Raw genomic sequence first — 22,176 nt, 5'->3', positions numbered from 1 at the left:
TGATACATATAAATAAGGAAAAAAGGAGAATGTTAATGCGAGTTCTTATTGTCGAAGATGAACAAGACTTACAAAATATATTGGTAAAACGATTAAATGCAGAACATTATAGTGTCGATGCATGTGGGAATGGAGAAGATGCCCTGGATTATATAAACATGGCTACCTACGATTTGATTGTACTTGACATTATGATTCCAGGAATAGATGGTTTACAAGTATTACAAAGATTACGCGCGGACAATAATACAACTCCGGTCTTGCTTCTTACAGCTAAAGATACAATTGATGATCGTGTAACAGGACTCGACTTAGGTGCAGATGATTATTTAGTAAAGCCGTTTGCTTTTGATGAACTGTTAGCAAGAATTCGAGTGTTAATGCGAAGAAAAACAGGAAATACATCTAATGTGTTTGAAATCGCTGACCTAGTGGTAGATTGCAATATGCATAAAGTAACAAGAGGAGACCAAGTTATCACTCTTTCCAGTAAAGAATTTGCTATTTTAGAATATATGATTCGTAATAAAGAAGTTGTGTTGACACGAGATAAAATTGAGCAACATGTGTGGAATTACGATTATGAAGGTGGCTCGAATATTATTGATGTTTACGTCCGCTATCTTCGCAAAAAAATTGATAGCCAGTTTGAAACGAAGTTAATTCATACAGTACGAGGAACTGGTTACGTATTGCGAGTAGAATCATGAAAAGACTATCAATAAAAATGAGAGTAACTCTGTGGTATACGGGGCTAATTGTAATTATTATGGCACTCGTGTTAGCTTTTATTTTAACTTCTTCAGATAAAGTTTTGCTTTTTAATATGAAAGATCAATTGAAGAACACAGTAAAAGAAAGCATGGAAGATATCGAATATAAGCATGGACAATTAAAGATGGACGATGATTTTGAAGCCTTAGAAGATGGAGTAAATATTAGTATTTATAGTAAACAAGGTGAGCTGCTAGCAGGAAATAGTCCAACAAGCTTTAATAAACAGATATCGCTTAAATCTGATGAAATACAAACTATTAAAGACGGTAATAAAGAATGGATAGTATATGATTTTCTCCATAATACAGGCGGCGATCAGCAAGTCTGGGTTCGTGGAATAATGACTATGAACCAATTATCCTCAACGATGAATACGCTTATCGTGGTAACAATCATCTCATTCCCATTACTTATTCTCATTGCGGCAGTCGGGGGATATTTTATTACGCAAAGAGCGTTTCGACCTGTGCAACAAATGAGTGATTCAGCTAGTAAAATTGGTGATGGTAAAGACCTTTCGAAGAGAATTCATTTACAAGGTTCACCGAAAGACGAAATGTATCATTTAGCACAAACCTTTGACAAAATGTTTGAGCGATTGGAGACATCATTTGAAAGTGAAAAACAATTTACATCTGACGCATCTCATGAATTAAGAACGCCAACATCTGTTATTATTTCACAATGCGAATACGCTTTATCGCAGAGAAATAACCCGAAAGAAATGGAAGAATCGTTAGAAGTAATTTTAAAGCAATCACGTAAAATGTCCGCTCTAATCTCACAACTCTTATTGTTAGCAAGAGCTGATCAAGGAAACCATAATACTTTCCAATTTGAATGTATTAATATGAGTGAATTAACGGAAATCGTTGTAGAAGAGCTTTCATTAATGGATCAAGAAACATCGGTTGATATCACAACTCATATAGAGGAAAACCTGTTTATAAAAGCAGATCAAACATTGATGATGCGTTTATTAATGAATTTACTAACGAATGCGATTGCTTATAGTAAAGCGAACGGTACTGTGCATATGCAACTGTTCCGTGATGGAACCAACATAATAGGTAAAGTCTCCGATAATGGCATTGGCATCAGCGAGCAACATATTACGAAAATATGGGACCGCTTCTATCGAGTTGACATAGCACGCACATCTTCAAACATCGGAAACACAGGTTTAGGATTGTCGATGGTAAAATGGATTATCGAACTACACGGAGGAGAAATTACGGTTGAAAGTAAATTAGGAGAAGGCAGTACTTTTACATTTAAACTACCAATTGAAAAAAGAGCATAATGTATGCGCGTCTGTCGCTTCAAAATAAAGATTAATATTTAAAAGCTCTCTACAATCCTTATGTAAAAATAACTGACGCATTTTAAACATCATCGATTTTATCATTTTGGACAACCTATTCTGTTAAATTGATATACATGCGAAAAAACTATCGAAATAAAACCCCAGAAATCCAAAGGTCTCTGGGGCTCCATTATATATTTAGCTCTTTTTGCTTTTTATTTTGTTTATGTCTATACAGTAATTTTCGGCTTATTAGAGAAATCACTAATAAGGTCAGAATTAATAAGATAAGTTGCATAAATGATAGATCAAAATATTTAGCACCTGTAACGATTAAAAGTGTAGAAATCGTGCCTTTTACAACGAAAAAAATAATAACCCATAATCCGCCTTTTTTCCAGTTCATTTTATATTACCCTTTCCTACGTTTAAATTCTTAAAATATTTAATGATAGTTCTTAAATGTGACAACTTAATAGAAATCTATTATATTAACAAAAAATTCATGTCTAATTAAATGCAACGATTCTATATTAAGTGAAAATGATATTCATTGTCAATTTTATTGACTATTTGAATACTTATTATTTCTTTCTACTTTGTTTCTTATAAGCAATACGCTCTTGTATTCAAACAAAAACACCTCCATTGCATTTGCACACTTAGTATGCGAATGCAAGAGGTGTTTTTTCATATACCATCAGGTAAGATTTCCTGCTTTGTTTATTTCTTGATACGTAGCTATTTTTTAATACACAATAACTGGATCATACGTGTTCAAACTATCATATACAGTTTTTGCAACATTAGGAAGAAGGTTCACACACCCACCTGATCCTCCTGTTAAATAAGCATTATTTCCCCAGTCTTTTCGCCAGCCGGCATCGTGAAATCCTTGACCACTATTTGTGAATGGAACCCAGTAATCTACTTTAACCGCATAATCAGCTTTTCCTACTGCGTTACCTCTTAGCGTATATGGTGTTCGTTTATATAGGACGTACCACACACCTGGTGATGTATCTTCACCAGTACTATGTTTACCAGTTACTACATTTGTTGTAACAACTAATTTTCCATCTTTGTAAATCCAAATTTGTTGCTCTGCAATTGAAACTTCTGCATACGTGTCTCCGATGCCATTATTCGCTGTTGTTTTATAACCGATACCTTCCTTCTCCCAACCATTTCCGTGAATATTAGAAGCAGAAAGCGATTTTTCGCCTTTCTCAAAGGCTTGTTGAACTTGTTTAGTTTCTTTTTCAACATCTAGTGCCCAGCCGTATCCTTGTCCTTTTACTGATATGACTGAACCGGAATGCGTTTTAAATGAGAAATCTTTATTTAATGTTGATTTGGCATTATTAATTTCAGTAATTTTCTTCTTAATGTCACTCGCATCAATTGTAACTTTCATATCCTTTGACATAGAGGCATTTTGAATTAAATCTTTCGCTTTTAAAGGATAAACCTCATCCTGCACTTTATACTCAACAGACTGCCCAAGAAGATTCTGTAGTGCTTTCTCCTCTTTTTTGACAATCGGATCGTCTTCTTTAATAGGTTTTATGTATGCAGACTTCAGATGAATTTCGCTTTTATATTTTTGCTTATCATAATCTTTCAGTAGACTAGTAACATCATACTGTTTTCCTTCAACACTTTTCGAAATAACAATTTTCCCTTGTTCTAGCTTCGCCATAGCATCTTGAGGCGCTTTTAATTTCTCATTCATAGAGATGAGCTTTTCTTCTACAAGTTTTTTCATCGTTTCACTACGATACTGATCTGCCTTCTCTGGTAGCAATGAATAATTTTCTCCCTTTGAGGAAGGAAAAAATGTCCACTGACTTTTTAATAGTTTCTTAACCTGAGGCAAATCTTTTTCTGTAAGTTCCGTTTTTGTATCTTTTTCATCTAAAATTTGTTGTTGATCAACATAGACTTTGTTTGCTAGTCCAGATGTCTTTAGTTTCTGTATTGCCTGATCAGCGCTCAGACCACCAACTTTTGTGTCATTAATTGTAACATTCGAATTGAAGTGAGTTGCCTGATAATAACTCATTCCCCCAATAAGAAGTGCAATTACACCAATACCCACTGCGATAAACTTCCAATTTGTATAACGTTTTTTTGATCTTACTCGTTTTTGATCAATTTCTTCAACTGATTCATTTGTTGTATTGTTGTTCATCAATCTTTCCCCCGTATGCATTAACGTCAAACGATTTTCAACTAAAATCATAAACTAGTGTACCTTATTTTTCCTAAAATTTCATTATTTCCGAACACATTTTATCGCAATTTAATGATTAAATTTAGATTTTTTAATAGTACGATGCATTGAACAGTCCTTTACAAGTCATAAAATGAAATTTCAATCAACCGTTATACCAAAGGAATTAACTACATCTTCTTCGGAAAACTTCTTCTCTTTACGTAAAATACGAATTATATTATCCATTTTATAAACATCACCTCCTAATTTTGTCAAAAAAATAAACGATAGTCCTTCTATCTAAAATGTAGAAGGACTATCGTTTTTTCAGTTAGAGTATTTGATAATCGTTTAACTTTTTATTTCCTGAAGGTCAAACGTGATGAAGATGATGAAATTTCATTTCATAGCCTTTAAATGAAAACATTATGTTTTTTATGGCAAACCAAGTTTATTTTCTTAGCTTGATGTACCCACATATCCAGCAGCCTAAGATTAAGTAAGAGTCTGTTCAACTAGATTTTTTCTAATATTTTTAGGAGCATCTTATTTCGCCTCGTCATATTTCACTAATTGAATTTAAAACACATCCGTATGCTATTTAGTAAAATTTACGATTCGAGACGTAATTATTGCAGTAATTAAAATAATAATAGCGGTTATCAAGCCAGATTCTCCAACCCAAATCTCAGTTTGATATCCTGTACTTGCACGTGCGAAAGGTCCTTGAATAATGGCATTCCAAGTAGTATGGATGATAACCGAAGGCCAAACGCTACCTGTGATTAGTCGTAAATAAGCTGTAATATAACTGAATGGCACAATACAAAAATAGATGCCAAGCACTGAAAGTAGGACAGATGGTCCCTCTACATATAGACCAGCAATAACAATTGGAACATGCCACGTTGCCCAAATCAATCCACTAATAAGGATCGGCCGTGAAAACTCTGCATCGACTAGCCTTGTGAGCATATAACCTCGCCAACCCATTTCTTCTCCCAAAACTGGGATTAAGTTAAGCAAACTTCCGAAGACGCCGCTCAATACAACTAGATAAATGAAACTGAATGGTGCCGCTACATACTGAAGTCCAAGCATATTGTAGATCGGTTCTAACATACCACCTTCAGGATGCTGAAACCCTGCAATTCCGCTCAGCCAGGCGATAGAATAAGTAATTCCACAAATAATCATAGGGATTAGCAGAGCAAAACCGATCCCCTTCCATATCTTTAAGTTACCGAGACTAAAAGATACATCTTTAAACCCTTCTTTCAGTATTATGCGAGTCAAAATAGAAGATAATGCTGGGGTAAACATATATACCACAATAAGCGGCATACTTTTCGTAATTATTATTACTACATTTAGGATAATAGAAGTAATGATTAAGATACTCAGAAAGAGTTGAAGTCCTATTTTAGCACGTTGGATTTTATCTTTATTGTGGAACGATTTTGCGTGTAATATCATTGTAATCCGCCCTTCCCCTTTCATTCACTTGTTTATCGAATTTACTTCTTGTCATTTCTACAGACACACCTTAGAATAAAAATGTTTTGGCATACAGATTCATTCATCTTTAACATCACTCCCAAATTTATAATCTAGTTTTACTTGCAACTCATCCATGTAATTATTATTTATAAGTTGTCATAACCGATAGTACAAAAGTGTAATGATTAGTCTATGACCTGTGTCAATTAACCTTATGACACTATGTAACTAGAAAATATGATATGGAATAAATAACAATTGAATTAAGGCAATTGATTCGTGCAAGTACAATGAATCATTCTTGCTTTTACAAATAATTCAATTGAGGTGAAAAAAATGAATAAGAAAAAAATAATTGCAATGGTTAGTACAGCTTTATTAGTCACAGGATGCGCGGAAGTAGGAAAGGCTCAAACAGTAGCAGTCGAAAATTCAAGTCAATCAATACAAAAAAATATAGTTAAATCCATACAATCACAGGCTTACCCATTAAAAACGATAGAGCCGTCAAAATCATTTGAGGATTTAAAACCACTTAAGAAAATGATTGGGAGCGCACAATATGTAGGATTAGGAGAGAATACTCATGGAAGCTCTGAAATTTTCACTATGAAGTTTCGCCTTGTGAAATATTTGGTTACTGAGATGGGTTTTACAAATTTCACAATGGAAGAAGATTGGGGAAACGGCTTAAAACTAAATGAATATATCCAAACAGGAAAAGGAAACCCTAGGGAATTTTTAAACTTGTTATATCCTACTGATGAAATTATAGCCATGATTGAGTGGATGAAAGATTATAATGCTGATCCATCCAATAAAAAAAAGATCCAATTTATTGGCCTCGACTTAAAGGAGTTGGACCAAGGTTGCTTTAATAAAGTGATTGATTATGTAAGACTACATCGACCAGATTTGCTGGCAGAAGTAGAAGAAAATTATAAAGAATTGTCGGCTTTTAATGGAAGTACAAAGGAATATATGGACCTTGCTCCTGAAATAAAAGAAAAGTTCAAAGCAAACGCTGAGAGAGTAGCCCAATTACTAAAAGATGAGAATGGGCAAGCCAACACAGAAATAGCTTCACCCGAGTACATCTGGGCGCAAGCAACGGCAAGTGCAATAGAGAAATTTACCACAATGCTAATTCCTAACGACTATCCAAGTATGTTAAAGCTACATGAGCAATACTTGGCCGATCATGCAATGTGGGCACAAGAGACATTTGGTGGTAAAACGATGGTATGGGGACACAATATTCATATAGCTAAAGGAATTATCGATGAGCAATTATATCCTGATGTTGCGGGGCAGTTTTTAAAGGAACGTTTAGACGATAATTATGTCACAATTGGTAGTACAACTACGGAGGGGAATTTCACCTTATATAGCGAATATAATCCTTCCACCGGAGGTAAGATTACAACAGACGCTATTCCACAAGATGTAAAAAGTTTCAATTACACTCTCGGAAAAGTGCCCTATAAAACGTTTTTATTGGATAACCGTCACCTTAAAGGACAAGCAGAGAAATGGGTTAAAGCAAAAAGACCATTACTAAGTATAGGAGGACAAATCATCCCCAACAGTTCGGTATACTTTGATACTTCATTGCTTGAGCAATTTGATATTATTTTTCATATTCGAAAAACAAGTCCATCTCATATTAAATAAAAGTACAAAACAATCCCGTTCTTGCAGATGTAAGAACGGGATTGTTTTGTGGGGATTAATAAAGTGAAACTTTAATCAGCAAGTTTTTGTTCATCCCCCACTTATTATTAGCCTTCACCAATCGTGCGTTTACCGTCAGCCTGCCCCCCCACCTAACGCTTAATTTTGAGGCGGGGGTCTTACTGCCTGGCAAATAGCGGGATAAAAGCATCTTTGTTAACTAGAAGTAAACTGCTCTCCCCCTTTTTAATATCATTTAGAACTGTCATATGACACTTTTACACTAGTGAGAATGACAAAAAAAGCAGTATGATTCGGTTATTACATAGATAGGAGCGATGAACTTTATGAAATCAAAATTCATCCAGAATGGTTATTTTTTATTGCTAACTTTCGTTACAGGATTGTTTTATTTTTGTTTTTATCTTATAGCTCTGCTATTTAGTTTAACCCTTTCATTTACTGTTGTTGGGATTCCATTAATTATGCGCGTACTACAGACTACGACACCTTTTATCCAATTCGAGCGCATACAGACGAAAATTTATACAGATATTTCAACAGACTCTTATGATAAAAGTATAACAATGGATACATCGAACTGGGCTCAGGTGAAATTAGTGCTTACAGATCGTCGTACTTGGTCTGCTGTCTTTTGGTTAATGCAGAAATTAGTGATTGGCATTTTCAGTCTCATTAGTGCAATCATTTTTTATGTAATGCCACTTATGCTCCTGTTGGCACCACTACTGTATCGCTACATTGAAATGAATATTATTTTCATACAGATAGATACGTTTTCCAAGTCACTTTTTGTAATGTTTATGGGTATAGTATTTACCGCCATAAGTATTAGAATAGTAGATGGTTGGACAAAGAAAATTGGGGGCTATACACGTAGCATGATTCGGCAACTAAATCAATAAAAGTTTGCAGTCTGTGAGTAGTATCGTAGTTTTAAATTAAAAAGTATAATAAGACAGGAAGAATTAAATTATAGTATAGGAAGAAAATGGTAGGCCATTTAGGGGGTAAAGAACTTGTTAGATATGGTTAAGTATTGGTTTTGGTATGATTGGATTATGTTGGGGGTACGCCTACTTGCTAGTGTGTCTATCATTCTAGCTACATTAAATTTTCAGGATGGTTTAACATTACCACTTTGGAGTATTATTCTTTGGGAAATTATTGCCTTCTCTATTCCATGGGTAGCCTTACTATTCAATTATAAATATTATTTGTTCACAGAAATACTGCTGTATGGTGGACTATGTATATATTTAACCTCATTATTTCCAGGAGCTTACAACACATTTCTTATATCAGTGTTTCTAATTGCTGCGAATAGTAAGCATTTGTCCTATTATTGGACAGCTCCAATAACGGTTTTTATAACGACTGGAATTTTCTATGCGGTTGCGGCAAGTAATAGCTATTGGGTTATGGTCACCTATTATGGATTCGCATATGTAATGGGCTTCGCTTTTCATTTATTAATCGTCAATCATAAACAAAATGAATCAATTCGTAAACAAAACGCGGTACTTGAGCAATATATGTCTCAGATTGAACGCATCACACTGGCGGAAGAACGGAACAGACTGTCGAGTGAGCTTCATGATACAGTTGGTCATGCTTATACTTCTATTATTATGGGGATGGAAACGTTGCGTACCGAACTTTCTACTGAAATGGGTATACAGAGGCTAGACTCTCTGCTTGAAATGGGACGGAAAAGTATCGAGGACGTGAGAGGTTACCTACATCAAATGGATTCTCCATGTCAATCGCCTTCCTTAATTCAATCTCTACAAAATCTTGGAGCCGAATTTCAGGAGCACGCTCAGGTAAATGTAAGTTTTAGGACATTCGGAGAGGAATATCAGCTGTCTCGGCAAGCGAAGATCGCATTCATTCGTTGCTTACAAGAGTCCCTTACGAATGCAGTACGTCATGGTCAGGGAACTGAAATTATAGTTTCATTGCAGTTTGACGAACAATATACGAGGTTAGAAGTTCAAGATAATGGAAAAGGAAATGTAGAATGGCAGGAAGGCTTTGGTATGAATGCGATGAAAGAACGGGCAATGAACTTGCAAGGTCAATTGTCTGTATATACAAAGCCTGAGGAAGGAATGCTTGTTACTTGTACCATACCGCGACAAACTGAAATAAAAGATGGACTTATTCGTTTGTTAATTGTAGACGATCAGCCATTTGTCCGGGAAAGTTTGAGGACACTACTCGATAGATATGAAGATTTAAATGTAGTCGGTTTAGCTGAAGATGGCAATGAAGCCATCGATTTGTGTGGGCGCCTTCAACCCCATGTTATACTTATGGATTTAGATATGCAGCACATGGATGGAGTCGAAGCAACCAAAAAGATTAAGCAACAATGGCCACATATCCGCGTATTGATTTTTACAACGTTTCAAGATACCGAACAGGCAGTGGAATCACTTCGCAACGGTGCGGATGGTTTTTTACTTAAATCTATTGAAACGTTGGAGCTAGCCAATACGATCCGACTTATTCACAAAGGTGGGACACTAATTGATCAGGGAATGTCTCACAAAATATTTGAGAAATTTGATGAGCAAAAAGAGACACCACAATCAAAAGCAGCCGCTTATGAGCTAACAGCTAGGGAAATAGAAATATTGCAACTAGTAGCCAAGGGACTTCGATACACTACCATAGCATCAAGGTTATATTTATCGAATGGTACGGTCAGAAATTATGCTTCTACAGCTTATACAAAGCTGGGAGTCCGTAACAAAGAAGAAGCTGTTCAAAAGGCTCTAGAAATTGGAATTATTGAATAAGAAAAATGTTTTTTTGTTTCTCTACAGCAAGGCAAAATGTAGTTACAAGATACAGTAAAGGATAAAGTGAAACTTTAATCAGCCCTCACCAATCGGGTTTTTACGGGCAGGCCGCCCCTACCTAACTTCTTTGCTTCCGGTGAATTTTGAGGTGGGGGTCTTACTGTCCGTTAATGCGGGATAAACTTATGAATTTAATTGAATATCATTTTTGATAGGTAATTTTTTTGAAAAATTTAACCCTGTTTTAAAAAATTTAAATAGCGTTACTACGTATTGAATGTAGCAACGCTATTGTTTTCTATATTAGAAATTAAACATCTTTATTATCGCTATACGGAAGACAGTTTTAGGTCTTTTCATGTGGGGATTCCTCTAAACCAGTCCCCCCTAATTCACTTGTTGTCTCTGAAAATAGTCATTTAAAAATATAGTTGCTAATTTCATTTCACTCTTCCTTGCACCCAAGTTGCAATATCATTTATAACATACTCTGGGATATTAGCAGGCTATAATATTCATTCGATTGACTTAATTCTCCATCTCCTTCTGTAAAGAAGTGATTTAACTTTTGATACAGTCGATAATTAATGTTATCTCTCTATTAATTGTTCTTTCCAAAAAGGATTATCTATCATTCTTTATAAATTGCAAAATTTAAGGTCGGCAAAGGATTTCTATTTTTTATAAACAGGTGGAATACTTTGTGGAAAATTGAAAATATCTTCTGGATCGTATTTAGCTTTCACTTGAGTCAATCGTTTAAAGTTTTCACCATAATATAAATCCGACCAATCTTTCATTGAGAGGTCAGGTGTGTTAACATAGACACCTTTCGTAAAAGGAATCAACGCGTGACGAAAAGCTTCTACCCAACGAATCCCTTGTGCAGCTCCCTCAGGTTTGTCCCAAGTGGAAAATAACACCATATTCATTAGAGCTTTTCGATAAAAATAAGCAGTTGCTTCCTTGGGTACTGCAGAAACAGTCCCCCCTAAGCCCTGAAAAAATATAGAAACAGTAGAATTAGGTGGAGATTGACTCATAAAATGTTGAATCGTAGCAATACCTTCTTCAGGTAATAAAGAATCCATAAAAGGTGCTACGCTTTTAAATGGAAAAGGAGTTGTAGGCTGATGATTGGATATTAACGTTATAGCTTCTAAATAAGAGAGTTCTTTTATGTCTACCTTTATAGGTGATCCAATTTTGAGAAGTGGTTGTATCAATTTCTGTAAGTCTGTAACTGATCCATGAAAAATCCCATGCATCAACACAGGAGCTGTCTTTTCTGAAGACAATAATAATGTAGGAGTAAAGCGTTTATCAGAAGTAGGTAGAGTATACTTTTACCATTCCTGTATAACGGCTTTTAAATCTTGATGCCTCCAACTAACTTCAACAAAACCAACAGTCTTAATTTCCTGAGTACGAAAGCGAAAAGATGTACAAATACCGAAACTTCCGCCTCCACCACGTAAAGCCCAAAATAGATCAGGATGCTCCTGATCATTAACCTGCAATACACAGCCGTTAGCATCAACCATTTCTATTTCTACGACATGATCAAGTAATAGTCCTAATGGTCGAGAAAGAATACCTTGCCCACCACCTAGCGCTATTCCTGCGATAGCTGGTTTAGGACAGACCCCATTAGGAATAGCTAATCCCTCTTTCCCAAGAAGCTCAGCTAGATGGAGATTTTTACAACCAGCTCCTACTGTAACAGTTTTTGATGTTGGATCTATTTTTATTTGATTTATCTCACTGACATCAATTACAATACCACCATCTAAAACTGACAAGCCTTCATAATTGTGCCCTCCTGAACGTACTCGGATAGGTACGTTATTATGTAACGACCATCGTACTGCATTCACAACGTCTTGAGTATTTTGTGCAAAGACAATAACAAAAGGGAATCTATTAAAAAATGTGTTGAACGCTTGACGTGCTGAATCATATTGCGCTTCACCAGGCGATACAATACGTCCTGTTAAACTTATATTTTCATCATAGAGCATATAGAAACCTCTCTCTCCGTACAAAAATTTTTAATGTTATCATGCTAATAATATGTATGTAAAAAAAAGTAAGAACTGCCAATTATATTGGTGATTCTTACTTTTTTTCATAAAATTAAACAAATCCGTGCAGCTTTTAAATCAATAAAAGCCGTTTTTGAGCCTTTATTTTTACTATATGGCGTAGTGACGCATACCTATCAACCTTGCTCGATGGTGATAGGACACGGCAACAATCCTTTCTCTTTCGGGCTACTCATTATAAATAATAGATTTTCAGGGTAAAACTTTAACTTATGAGATTATAGCATTACAAGCTTTTAAAAAAACTCATACAAATTAATCCTGTTAAATAAAACTTGCCAATGGCCCCTAAAAGTAGTAATCGTTGCCGCGCCCCTTCTTAGATAAAAGATAAATTTTTAATTTAAAATCTAAAATAAATAGTTTATGGACCGTAGTGCTAGTCCACCTATTATTTCTAAATTTCTTGTACCGATTCAAGATAATCAATAAAACGAGGTCCGATTATGTCTATACTTCGTATAAATAACATCATTACATTAATCTTTTTTCGGGAGTACAATCCCTTTATATAATTGAACTGTAATCAAGTAATAAATCGAGTAAATTACTACAAAAATAACAAGTGGTAACCAAATACGAAAGTACGGATCGATTAAAAGCGATCCAAACATGTTCATACCAACTAATATGTGAGTAATCCCCACAATTGCTGGGAATAAGAATATGAAGAATAACTCTTTATAGATTGATTTTGTTAATAATTCTCGGCGAACACCAATTTTACGAAGCATTTGATAACGTGCTACATCTTTTGATGCTCCCGACAGAACTTTAAACATTAAGCAGCTTGCCATCATTGCTAAAAATGCAATTCCAACGAAGAAACCCATAAACATTAGTCCGCTGGCAAAATCATGACTCATAATATATTTTTGATACTTACTATCCAATTCTTCCGCTTTCACATTTTTATATTTTGCTATCTGTAATTCATCAAGTTTTTTCCATTCTTTTATGTATGATCCAAAATCATCTGTTTTCCCTATAAACACAGTACTTTCTTTACCCTTCAACCCATCGTATATGTTTTGTTCTACAATTTTGATTTCATAATGAGGATACATATAATTTGGCTGGATCGTTCTGAAAGCCTGAATCCATTGTTTTGTGTCGATTTCTCCTTTAACCAATTTTATTGAAAATGCACCAATTGGTATTTCCTCTGAAACTTTCTCTATTTTCATACCTTGCAAGAAAGGGCGATTTTTTTCTACATCTTCTTTAAGATAATAAACATACCTATCATCAACTTTGTAATGGTATTCAAATTTTTCTTGAAATAAGATACCACCCAAAATTGTCTTTTCTTCCGCAGTTGGATTATGAATGACTGAATCGTAAATTCGCATTTGATCTGTCATGTTTATAATGTTGTTTTTAAATGCCATACCACAAGCAATTCCACCAGCACCAAGAGCCACTAAAATTGCTACTGTTGCAAGCACATTTGTTAGACTATTAATGCGGAAATTTAATTGTGCAAAAGTAAAAGCATTGAGGCCTTTTTCACTACGTTTTTTATTACTCTTTAGCTTGTTAATCATAACTGGGAGAAGGGATCCAAATATAAGGTAAGTACCAGCGGTTGCTGAGATTAATCCAACGGCCATTAATCCCAAAGCAATTAGCGAATTTGCATATGACATATAGATCAGTGATGCATAACCAATACCTAATAAAAGAATACCAAGGAATGCAATTACAACTGTCATTTTTCCTTTTATGGCAACACGTTCTGTTTGTGCATCTGCATGTACAAGTTGCAGTACAGAAATACGCGATAATTTAATACTATTCATAATTGCAGATAATACAAATAGTGCAAAGAAGAAGACGCAAGTAATAGCTATTGATGGCAGATAAAATGCTTTATAACCTTCACCAGCAAACTCGAGTTGTTTCATTAATAACTGACCGATCCCTTCTGCAAGTCCTACACCAACTGTAATACCAATCGCAAGAGACGCAGCGCCTAATACGATTGTTTCGATAAACATAAGTAATGTAACTTTATGCTTTTTTGCTCCTAACATCATATACATACCAAATTCTTTTTGACGAAGAGCTGATAAGAAAGAGTTTGCATATAAAATAAAAAAAAATGTGATAACCGCTAACAAAAAGGAACCAATTTTAAAGACAGCCACAATATCCCTAATAGAAGAGTTAGATTCAAGGAACGTTTTATTGGATGCTAGCGTTTGAAACATATAAAAAGTTGAAATAGAGACAATAAGACCAACAAGTAAAACAATGTAATCTTGCAACTTACTTTTTAGGCCTGACATAGAAAGCTTAAATAACATGATTGAACTTCCTTCCTTACGCTTTTTGTGTGCCTAAGTTTGCAAGCACGTCTAAAATTTCTTTATAGAATTCTTCACGGGTACCACCGCGATGAATTTCTTTATATAACTCACCATCTTGAATGAATAAAATACGCTGACAGTAACTTGCGCTATAAGGATCATGCGTAACCATCATAATGGATACACCTTGCTCTTTATTTAAGCTTGTCATGGCATTAAGTAAACTCGTTGCATTTTTAGAATCTAGAGCTCCAGTCGGCTCGTCTCCCAAAATAATTGCTGGTTCATGAACTAACGCACGTGCTGCTGCAGAACGTTGCTTTTGTCCACCAGATACTTCAGAAGGATATTTTTGAAGTATCGCTGTAATGCCTAACATATCAGCTACTTTTTCTACTTTCTTTCCAATGTTACGAGATGAAACACCTTGAAGTGAAAGTGGGAGTGCGATATTTTCATAGATAGATAAATTTTCTAATAAGTTAAAGTCTTGGAAAATGAACCCTAACTTTTGTGAACGAAAATCAGAAAGTTCACCTTGCTTCATTCTCGTAATATCCGTTCCTGCAATTTCAACAATGCCGCCTGTCGCTTTATCTAACGTTGAAATTACATTTAATAATGTTGTTTTACCAGAACCAGAAGGCCCCATAATACCGACAAACTCCCCCTCTTGAATTGAGAATGATACACCTTTTAATGCATGTGATTGATTCTCACCTTTTTTACCGTACAATTTTTGAATGTTTTTTACATCTACAACTGGCTTTATCATTTATATCCTCCTACATTTTTTTATTTCATTACAATAAGCTAACTACGTTTGTTTACTACTAATAAAATCGTCATGTTGCATTCACCCTAAAGCTACAATGAAGTCTTTCCTTTTTTCTTCTTTGCTCACCTCATCACTTTGAATACACCCATGATAAACTATGAAAATTAGGAAACACCCCTTAAAATCCTTAAGAATTCTTAAGTTTTAAAAAAAAGCTTATGGAACCTGTAATTCCATAAGCCGGTCTATTTGATTGGATGTTCAACAATAAAGGACATCCAGCCATCTTTATATTCTGCATGTATATTACCATCATGAAGTTCAACAATTCTTTTTGATATAGCAAGTCCCAGTCCATTTCCTTGATCATTTTTTCTTGCCTTATCACCCCTGAAAAATCTTTCAAACAATTTATTTGGATCGCTAACAGGCGGTCTCTCGACTATATTTGATACTTTTAAAATTACTTTGTTATCCATTAATTCAAGACATATGAATAATTGGGATGGTTTCATGCTGTAATTTATCGCATTCATAAACAGATTTTCATATACACGTACCATTTTTTCTGCATCTATGAAGATAGGTATTATTTCTTGTGTAATTGATTTTTGAACGATTAAACTTTCCTTTTCAAATATAGGAATGTATTCTCCAACTATTTGCTCCAACAGACCTGATAAATCAACTTCATTAAGATTTAACTTAGCATCTATGCCTGATAAACGAGTATATTCAAACAGCTCATCAATTAAATATTTCAATCTCTGTGACTTTGAATAAGTGGTTTCAAGGTATTCCTGTAGTTGTGTGTTATTGTTGTATTGCCCTCTTTTTAATAAATCTAAATAACCAATAATAGATGTCAACGGTGTGCGTAAGTCATGAGATACGTTAGTTATGAGTTCATTTTTTGTACGTTCTAATCGTCTTTCTTGTTCAAATGTATTTTCCAATTCCTTAGACATATAGTTGATATTTTGAGCAAGTTGGGTCAATTCGTCCTTCCCCTTAATCCCAATTGTTAGACCTAGTTTTCCATTGGCAATATCATTCACGTTATCAGAAATAAGCTTCAAATATACTATTTTCTTTCGAACCAATATCAAAAAAAGTATAATAAAGGTAAAGATTGCGAACGCGAATAAGAACAACATTGCGACATTGAATTCAAACATACCAAATTCTTCGTATTTTATAAATAATGGATCTATGACGTATGCCAAAATGAGGATTGTTAAACCAAATGAAATAAAAAAACTAATTGCAACAGCACCAAGAAGTTTTATAATGATCTTATTTCTGAAACTAACATTCTTCATATTTTATACCCAATTCCCCAAACAGTTTTAATGTAAATGGGATGTTTAGAATCCTCTTCAATTTTGTCTCTTATTTTTGTAATATGCACCATGACGGTATTGTCTGATTTATAAAAAACCTCTTTCCAAACTGCTTCATATATTTTTGCTACACTCATAACACTCCCTTTATTGCGGGCAAGTAGTTCGAGAATAGCAAACTCTTTTGGAGTTAACCTTGTTTCTTTTCCTCTTACCCATACTTGACGTGTATCTGTATTTACGGTTAAGTCACCAATTTCTAGAATGCTTTTATTATGTTCTACGGACGTATTGTATTTTTTAAATCTTCTTAATTGGGATTTCACTCTAGCGATTAATTCTAATGGGTTAAACGGTTTTGATAAATAATCGTCTGCACCAGAGGCTAGGCCCTGAATTTTGTCTATATCCTCAGATTTTGCAGATAGCATAATGATAGGCATATTGCGATCTTCCCTAATTTTCATACATGCTTCAATGCCATCCATATTCGGCATCATAATATCTAAAATAACCAAATCAAATTCCTTTTCTTCTAACAGTTGTAAAGCTTGTATAGCATCTTCTGCCTTTTGAGTTTTTAGGCCTTCATTTTCTAGATATACAGAGATAAGATTTCTAATCTCTTTATCATCATCAACAATAAGAATTTTTGACTCCATATTATTCCTCCACATTAAATGCAATAAGTATACAATAAAGCATATATTTGTTGTTACTTACTTAATAAACTTACTAGAGATAGTTTCTATCTTTTTTTCTTTAATTAAGACGATTCTTTGTAAAATACACAAAAAGACCGTCACAGTATTGTGACGGAAAAACAGGAAAATTTCAATAACTAATACTATTATTATTTATTTTTAGCTTTTAAGACACCCAGCGCTATTTTGGTTGCTTCTGCAATAAGCTTATCATCGTATTTAGCATCCTCTTTATCATGATTAGAAAGTATCGCAAGAACAATTGGCTTTTTATTTGGTGGCCAAATAATTGCGATATCATTTCTGGTTCCATAAGATCCCGAGCCCGTCTTATCAGCTACTTCCCATCCTCCTGGAACTCCAGCACGAATTAAGTTGTCTCCGGTAGTATTCCTTTTCATCCAATCTATTAATAAATCCCGTTTCTCAGTTGAAAGTACATCTCCTAACGCAAAAGCCTGAAGACTAGTAGCTAATGCCTTTGGGGTACTAGTATCATGTACGTCTCCTGGATGCACTTCGTTTAACTCTGGTTCAAAACGTTCAGGATTTGTAACGGTATCTCCTATTTCTCTCAGTGATTTTTTGAATTCGCTAGGTCCACCTAATTGTTTAAGAATAAGATTTTGTGCAGTATTATCACTATATCGAAGGGAAGCATCTGCAAGCTCTTTCAGAGTCATCCCCCTATCAACATACTTTTCTGTAATTGGATTGTAATTAACAAGATCTTCACGAGTATACAAAACTCTTTGATTTAGATCTTCTATTGATTTCTTTTGTAAAAGTACTCCCACAGCTAAAGCTTTGTGGGTAGATGCGTATGCAAACCGTTTATCTGATTGATACGTAACGGTTTGATTCGTATCAGTGTCCAATGCATAAATACCAAGTTTAGCATCAAATTCTTTTTCAAGTTTAGCAAAAGAATCATTACCATTAGTTTCTTGTTTGATTTGATTTGTTTGTTTCGTTTGTTTAAGTGATTCAGATTGAGTATTACCATCGGAACAGCCTATAAGCGTTGCACATGAAAGAAATACTACAGGTACCATCTTTTTGTAATGTAAAATGTTAAAAAACTTGTTTAAGACTATCATACATTTTCAACCTCTTTCAAGAATATATAGTTTTTTTAGGTGTTATACATATCGATACAATTAAAGAGTGTATCGGATATCACTCTCTTGCATCTCACTTTTCATAAAATGAGTGAACTATCATGAACCCCTGTTTTATACGTATACTTAATAGACAACCTAAATAACAAGTTTGTTCCATTTTTATTAGTAGTCGTATCTAGAAACCTAAAAAAGTCCATTTAGAAGATCTAAATGGACTTTTTCACTCATATAATCCTATCTATAGTTAAACGAATAAGATTAAATAAATTTAAATTTTCTTGTTTTATCTACTAAACTGTTTAGGCATTTCTTTAACGTGCTTATCATCATCACGCCAATCATAGGTTTCTTTCTGTGAAATATCTAAAGTTTGATCTCCAATTCTAACAATATTCTTATTTACCCATTCAATATATGGATCGGTATCTGGATAATTCCAATATATATTTTTCTCTGAATCTGTATCAAGGTTAACTAATTCACCCCTAACAGCATCCGCACTTAATGATCCTGCATTATGAAAATAAGTCTTGATGAGATATTTGCCATCTGGAGATTTCACTGTTCGAATTAATTCCCCTTTTGGAACGCCTTGCAAACTAAAAAGTTTCCAATATCCAAATCCAATTATAATTACTAACATAGTAAGTATAGTTAGTAATACTTTTCTTTTTGTTTTTTTAATTTCACCTTTTGTATTTATAATACTCATTCAACTCCATTCCATAGAACACATACCATATTATACCATTAAATAAATGGTATAATATATCAAAAATAAAAATCCTCCCTTAATAGTATTATAAAAAGAGCATGTGATGTTCCCCCTATTTATAAAATGAAACTTTAATCACCCTCACCAATCGGGCTACCCGTTAATGCGGGATAAACATGACAATTCCCCTTTAAGAAAAATATAAAAAATCAGACAGTATACTTGAATTGCTCTTCGCATGAGAATATACTAATAGAGCAGGCTATGACGTTCCTTCCTTCTAACTTCTTTGGCCAAATAGGGATGTTACTTTCCTGCTAAACACATAGGCTATGACAATTCTTCCTTCTTTTTAGAATTTTCAAATTGTTTTAGAGTTGTCAATTCCCTATGAAAAATAATTAGACTATAAAACCTCTTTCTTCTTTGGGATTGAATAAACTTTAGTTTATCAACCATTGATGTAGAGGTTTTCTTTTCTTAATTAATAAATTACCACTTAACAACTAAATGTTATACCCCTAATTTTTCACTAAAAAATAGCTATGTAACCTCTGTGCATTTTTCTACAATTAGTGTGTTTATACATGTAAAAATAAAAATCTACCACTGAAAGGAGGACAGTCAGACTATTCCCCTCTTTTATAAGGAGTGAATAATCGGCGTTCTCATGAAAAATTCTATTTACATAAGAAGAAGTTTGAAAGTAATTATAAAAAGAGAAGAAAATAAACTACCGAACATGTATTTAGCCACTGTTTTAAAAAACTTGGAAAGTTTAGGATTTACTTTTTCCGAGCCTTTAATAGAAGAGTTGCAAACACTTTCGGTTGATGCATTCACATCGTTTTACAAAGAGTTGGTAAAACATTTAAAAGAAATGGTTGGTGCACATATTCAGTTTACTCCTATGTATCCAAACTTTCCGCAACAAATGATGGATTTAAGTGACGCTGATTTATACATCAATGCCGTTATTCATTATGTGACGTTGCGCCTACCTGTATCAAAAGTAGAAGAACGACTTCCTCTTTTAGATGGCGTTGATTTGAAAGTTATTGACTTAGGAAGTGAAGAAGATTTCAATCAAATGATTTCTCAATTGATTAGTGCAAACAGCTCTATTTCCTCAACTGATAAGACAGATGTAGAATGGGCTATTACACACACTGAAGATGTTTCCTGTTTTCTACCTAATGTAATTCCTCATAAGGAAAATATGTCTTTTATAATTGGAGTTTTATTAATAAACAGAAAAATATCAGCCGATGCTGCTGCAAAGTATTTTAAAACAGCAACTGATGTTCTTCGCCTTGCAGTTGCTTTATCTGAAGGCGATGTGAGTTTAGCATCTTCCGGTCGATTCAAGAAGTTTAACCGAGTAGAAAGACGCTTCCTTTTAGGATTGTTAGAGCAATGCGGAAACATTACAGAAGATATGCTTCGATACAAAAAACGTTGGATTCGTTTAGGTGAAATTCTTCATCCAGCAGAATATCATACTCGTTTCCCAAAAACCCACCGAGCATTTGAAATGCTTCGCAACAACATTAAAGTTGAAACATTTAATGGAAAAATAGAAGCAGCTTTGTTGAATCGTGATATCATGACAGCGAAAAATCTTTTAAAAACTCGCCCGGGGGAATTTGCCAGACGCTTGGATCATTTAATCCGTTTATGTAGTAATAAGTCAACAGATGTTTTCAATATTCTCGAAGATTTTCTAAGTATAATAGGAAACGTTTCTACTCCTGTATTACTTCAACTCACGGCTCATTTTAAGCATCGAAATGATAAAAATGAATTTCGTACCTTTTTTCCAAAGGGAAATGTAGCAAAAGCTATAGGTATTGAAAATACACTTCCATTTATCTCAGAGGATATTTGTTTAATGATTGTAAAAATGTGTGAAGATACTTTAAAAAATCGCTTCGCAGAACTTCCAAGTCTTGGAAAAGTATTTTTGGATGAACAGTTAAAAAATCACTTAGTTCCCTTCTCTCAACGTTCAGCCAGCAAAGCGCTTCGCACATTATCTCGAGGAAGTAAAGTAGATTTGCCAGAAGGAGATACGATTCGTTTTTTCCTATGGTGGAAAGAAGGCTATGTGAATGGACAACATACAGGACGTGTTGACATTGATTTGTCTGCTGCAATGTACGACGAAGATTGGCAATACAAAGAACATGTATCCTTCACGAACTTACGTTCAAAAAATTTCAAAGCTTACCATAGCGGAGATATTACTTCTGCACCAAAGGGAGCATCTGAATTCATTGATTTCGATATTCCGTCTGTGCTGAAATATGGTGGACGCTATGTAGTTATGACTTTGCTTTCTTACACAGACCAACCATATAAAGATTTACCAGAATGCTTTACTGGTTGGATGGTTCGTCAATATCCTGGTTCAGGTGAAGTATTTGAACCTTCTACTGTTCAAGATAAAGTGGATATTACTGCCGACACCCAAATCTCTATTCCAGTTATTTTAGACTTAAAGGAACGAAAATTGATTTGGACAGATTTGTCTCTTACAAGAGATCTAACTTATGATAATACCATCGAGGCTAATCAAAAAGGTATGATACTAGTTGGAAAGGCTTTAACTAATTTAGTTAAACCGAATTTATATGACTTGTTCCGATTACATATTGAAGCTAGAGGTGAACTCGTTCAAGAAATCGAAGAAGCAGAAAGCATTTTTTCTTTGGATAAAGGGATTACTCCTTTCGATATCGAAAAAATAATATCTGATTTTATTGCTGACCCAAAAGGCTAACTACATT

15 protein-coding genes and 2 pseudogenes are annotated in these 22,176 nt (G+C 34.3%); 6 read left to right on the top strand and 11 right to left on the bottom strand.

Annotated elements, in window-relative coordinates; all coding sequences use genetic code 11:
* Window positions 1–35 precede the first annotated feature (35 nt).
* Complete coding sequence (locus HMAS_RS08505; protein ID WP_001264526.1) at window positions 36–710, top strand: response regulator transcription factor; 675 nt, start codon at window positions 36–38, stop codon at window positions 708–710.
* Window positions 707–2,080, top strand: a complete 1,374-nt coding sequence (locus HMAS_RS08500; protein ID WP_025708646.1) for a sensor histidine kinase — start codon at window positions 707–709, stop codon at window positions 2,078–2,080. Before HMAS_RS08505 ends, HMAS_RS08500 begins: the two co-directional genes overlap by 4 nt.
* A gap of 193 nt (window positions 2,081–2,273) precedes the next feature.
* On the opposite strand, the gene HMAS_RS08495 is transcribed toward HMAS_RS08500, so the two are convergent.
* The 3 genes from HMAS_RS08495 to HMAS_RS08485 form a co-directional block, all read right to left on the bottom strand.
* Window positions 2,274–2,489 carry a hypothetical protein gene (locus HMAS_RS08495; protein WP_001104104.1) on the bottom strand — a complete coding sequence of 72 codons (216 nt, stop codon included), beginning with the start codon at window positions 2,487–2,489 and terminating at the stop codon, window positions 2,274–2,276.
* A 342-nt stretch (window positions 2,490–2,831) separates the two neighbouring features.
* A complete protein-coding gene (locus tag HMAS_RS08490; protein WP_025708648.1) occupies window positions 2,832–4,277 on the bottom strand; it encodes a L,D-transpeptidase family protein in 1,446 nt (481 codons plus the stop codon).
* A 621-nt stretch (window positions 4,278–4,898) separates the two neighbouring features.
* A complete protein-coding gene (locus HMAS_RS08485; RefSeq protein ID WP_025708650.1) occupies window positions 4,899–5,777 on the bottom strand; it encodes a CPBP family intramembrane glutamic endopeptidase in 879 nt (292 codons plus the stop codon).
* Window positions 5,778–6,137: 360 nt separating this feature from the next.
* Here HMAS_RS08485 and HMAS_RS08480 point away from each other — a divergent pair, with 360 nt between their 5' ends.
* The 3 genes from HMAS_RS08480 (at window position 6,138) to HMAS_RS08470 (ending at window position 10,303) form a co-directional block, all read left to right on the top strand.
* Window positions 6,138–7,475, top strand: coding sequence for an erythromycin esterase family protein (locus HMAS_RS08480; protein WP_025708652.1), 1,338 nt, complete (start codon window positions 6,138–6,140; stop codon window positions 7,473–7,475).
* Between the two features lie 347 nt (window positions 7,476–7,822).
* Complete coding sequence (locus tag HMAS_RS08475) at window positions 7,823–8,401, top strand: sensor domain-containing protein (protein ID WP_025708654.1); 579 nt, start codon at window positions 7,823–7,825, stop codon at window positions 8,399–8,401.
* A gap of 114 nt (window positions 8,402–8,515) precedes the next feature.
* Entirely contained in the window at window positions 8,516–10,303 is a 1,788-nt protein-coding gene (locus HMAS_RS08470) for a hybrid sensor histidine kinase/response regulator transcription factor (protein WP_025708656.1), read from the top strand.
* A 443-nt stretch (window positions 10,304–10,746) separates the two neighbouring features.
* Here the strand turns inward: HMAS_RS08470 and HMAS_RS28395 are convergent.
* From HMAS_RS28395 to HMAS_RS08425, 8 genes and pseudogenes are all read right to left on the bottom strand, one after another.
* Window positions 10,747–10,938 (bottom strand): annotated as a pseudogene (locus tag HMAS_RS28395) (hydrolase); the annotation flags it as partial.
* A gap of 42 nt (window positions 10,939–10,980) precedes the next feature.
* Window positions 10,981–12,327, bottom strand: a pseudogene (locus HMAS_RS28315) (FAD-binding oxidoreductase).
* Window positions 12,328–12,890: 563 nt separating this feature from the next.
* Window positions 12,891–14,720, bottom strand: a complete 1,830-nt coding sequence (locus HMAS_RS08450) for an FtsX-like permease family protein (protein ID WP_025708660.1) — start codon at window positions 14,718–14,720, stop codon at window positions 12,891–12,893.
* 16 nt (window positions 14,721–14,736) lie between these two features.
* Complete coding sequence (locus tag HMAS_RS08445; protein WP_000595165.1) at window positions 14,737–15,498, bottom strand: ABC transporter ATP-binding protein; 762 nt, start codon at window positions 15,496–15,498, stop codon at window positions 14,737–14,739.
* A 248-nt stretch (window positions 15,499–15,746) separates the two neighbouring features.
* A complete protein-coding gene (locus HMAS_RS08440) occupies window positions 15,747–16,823 on the bottom strand; it encodes a sensor histidine kinase (RefSeq protein WP_025708663.1) in 1,077 nt (358 codons plus the stop codon).
* Complete coding sequence (locus HMAS_RS08435) at window positions 16,820–17,506, bottom strand: response regulator transcription factor (protein WP_003313232.1); 687 nt, start codon at window positions 17,504–17,506, stop codon at window positions 16,820–16,822. The genes HMAS_RS08440 and HMAS_RS08435 overlap by 4 nt, the downstream gene beginning before the upstream one ends.
* Before the next feature lie 191 nt (window positions 17,507–17,697).
* Window positions 17,698–18,648, bottom strand: coding sequence for a class A beta-lactamase (gene bla, locus HMAS_RS08430; RefSeq protein ID WP_025708667.1), 951 nt, complete (start codon window positions 18,646–18,648; stop codon window positions 17,698–17,700).
* Window positions 18,649–18,955: 307 nt separating this feature from the next.
* On the bottom strand, window positions 18,956–19,384 hold the full coding sequence (locus HMAS_RS08425) for a DUF5412 domain-containing protein (protein ID WP_000022540.1): 429 nt from the start codon (window positions 19,382–19,384) through the stop codon (window positions 18,956–18,958).
* A gap of 673 nt (window positions 19,385–20,057) precedes the next feature.
* Here HMAS_RS08425 and HMAS_RS08420 point away from each other — a divergent pair.
* Entirely contained in the window at window positions 20,058–22,169 is a 2,112-nt protein-coding gene (locus HMAS_RS08420; RefSeq protein ID WP_025708670.1) for a TerD family protein, read from the top strand.
* Window positions 22,170–22,176: the final 7 nt, after the last annotated feature.

The sequence above is a fragment of the Bacillus sp. HMA207 genome (assembly GCF_003402455.1).
Taxonomy (GTDB): Bacteria; Bacillota; Bacilli; order Bacillales; family Bacillaceae_G; genus Bacillus_A; species Bacillus_A cereus.
This window is presented reverse-complemented; position numbering and strand designations above follow the sequence as displayed.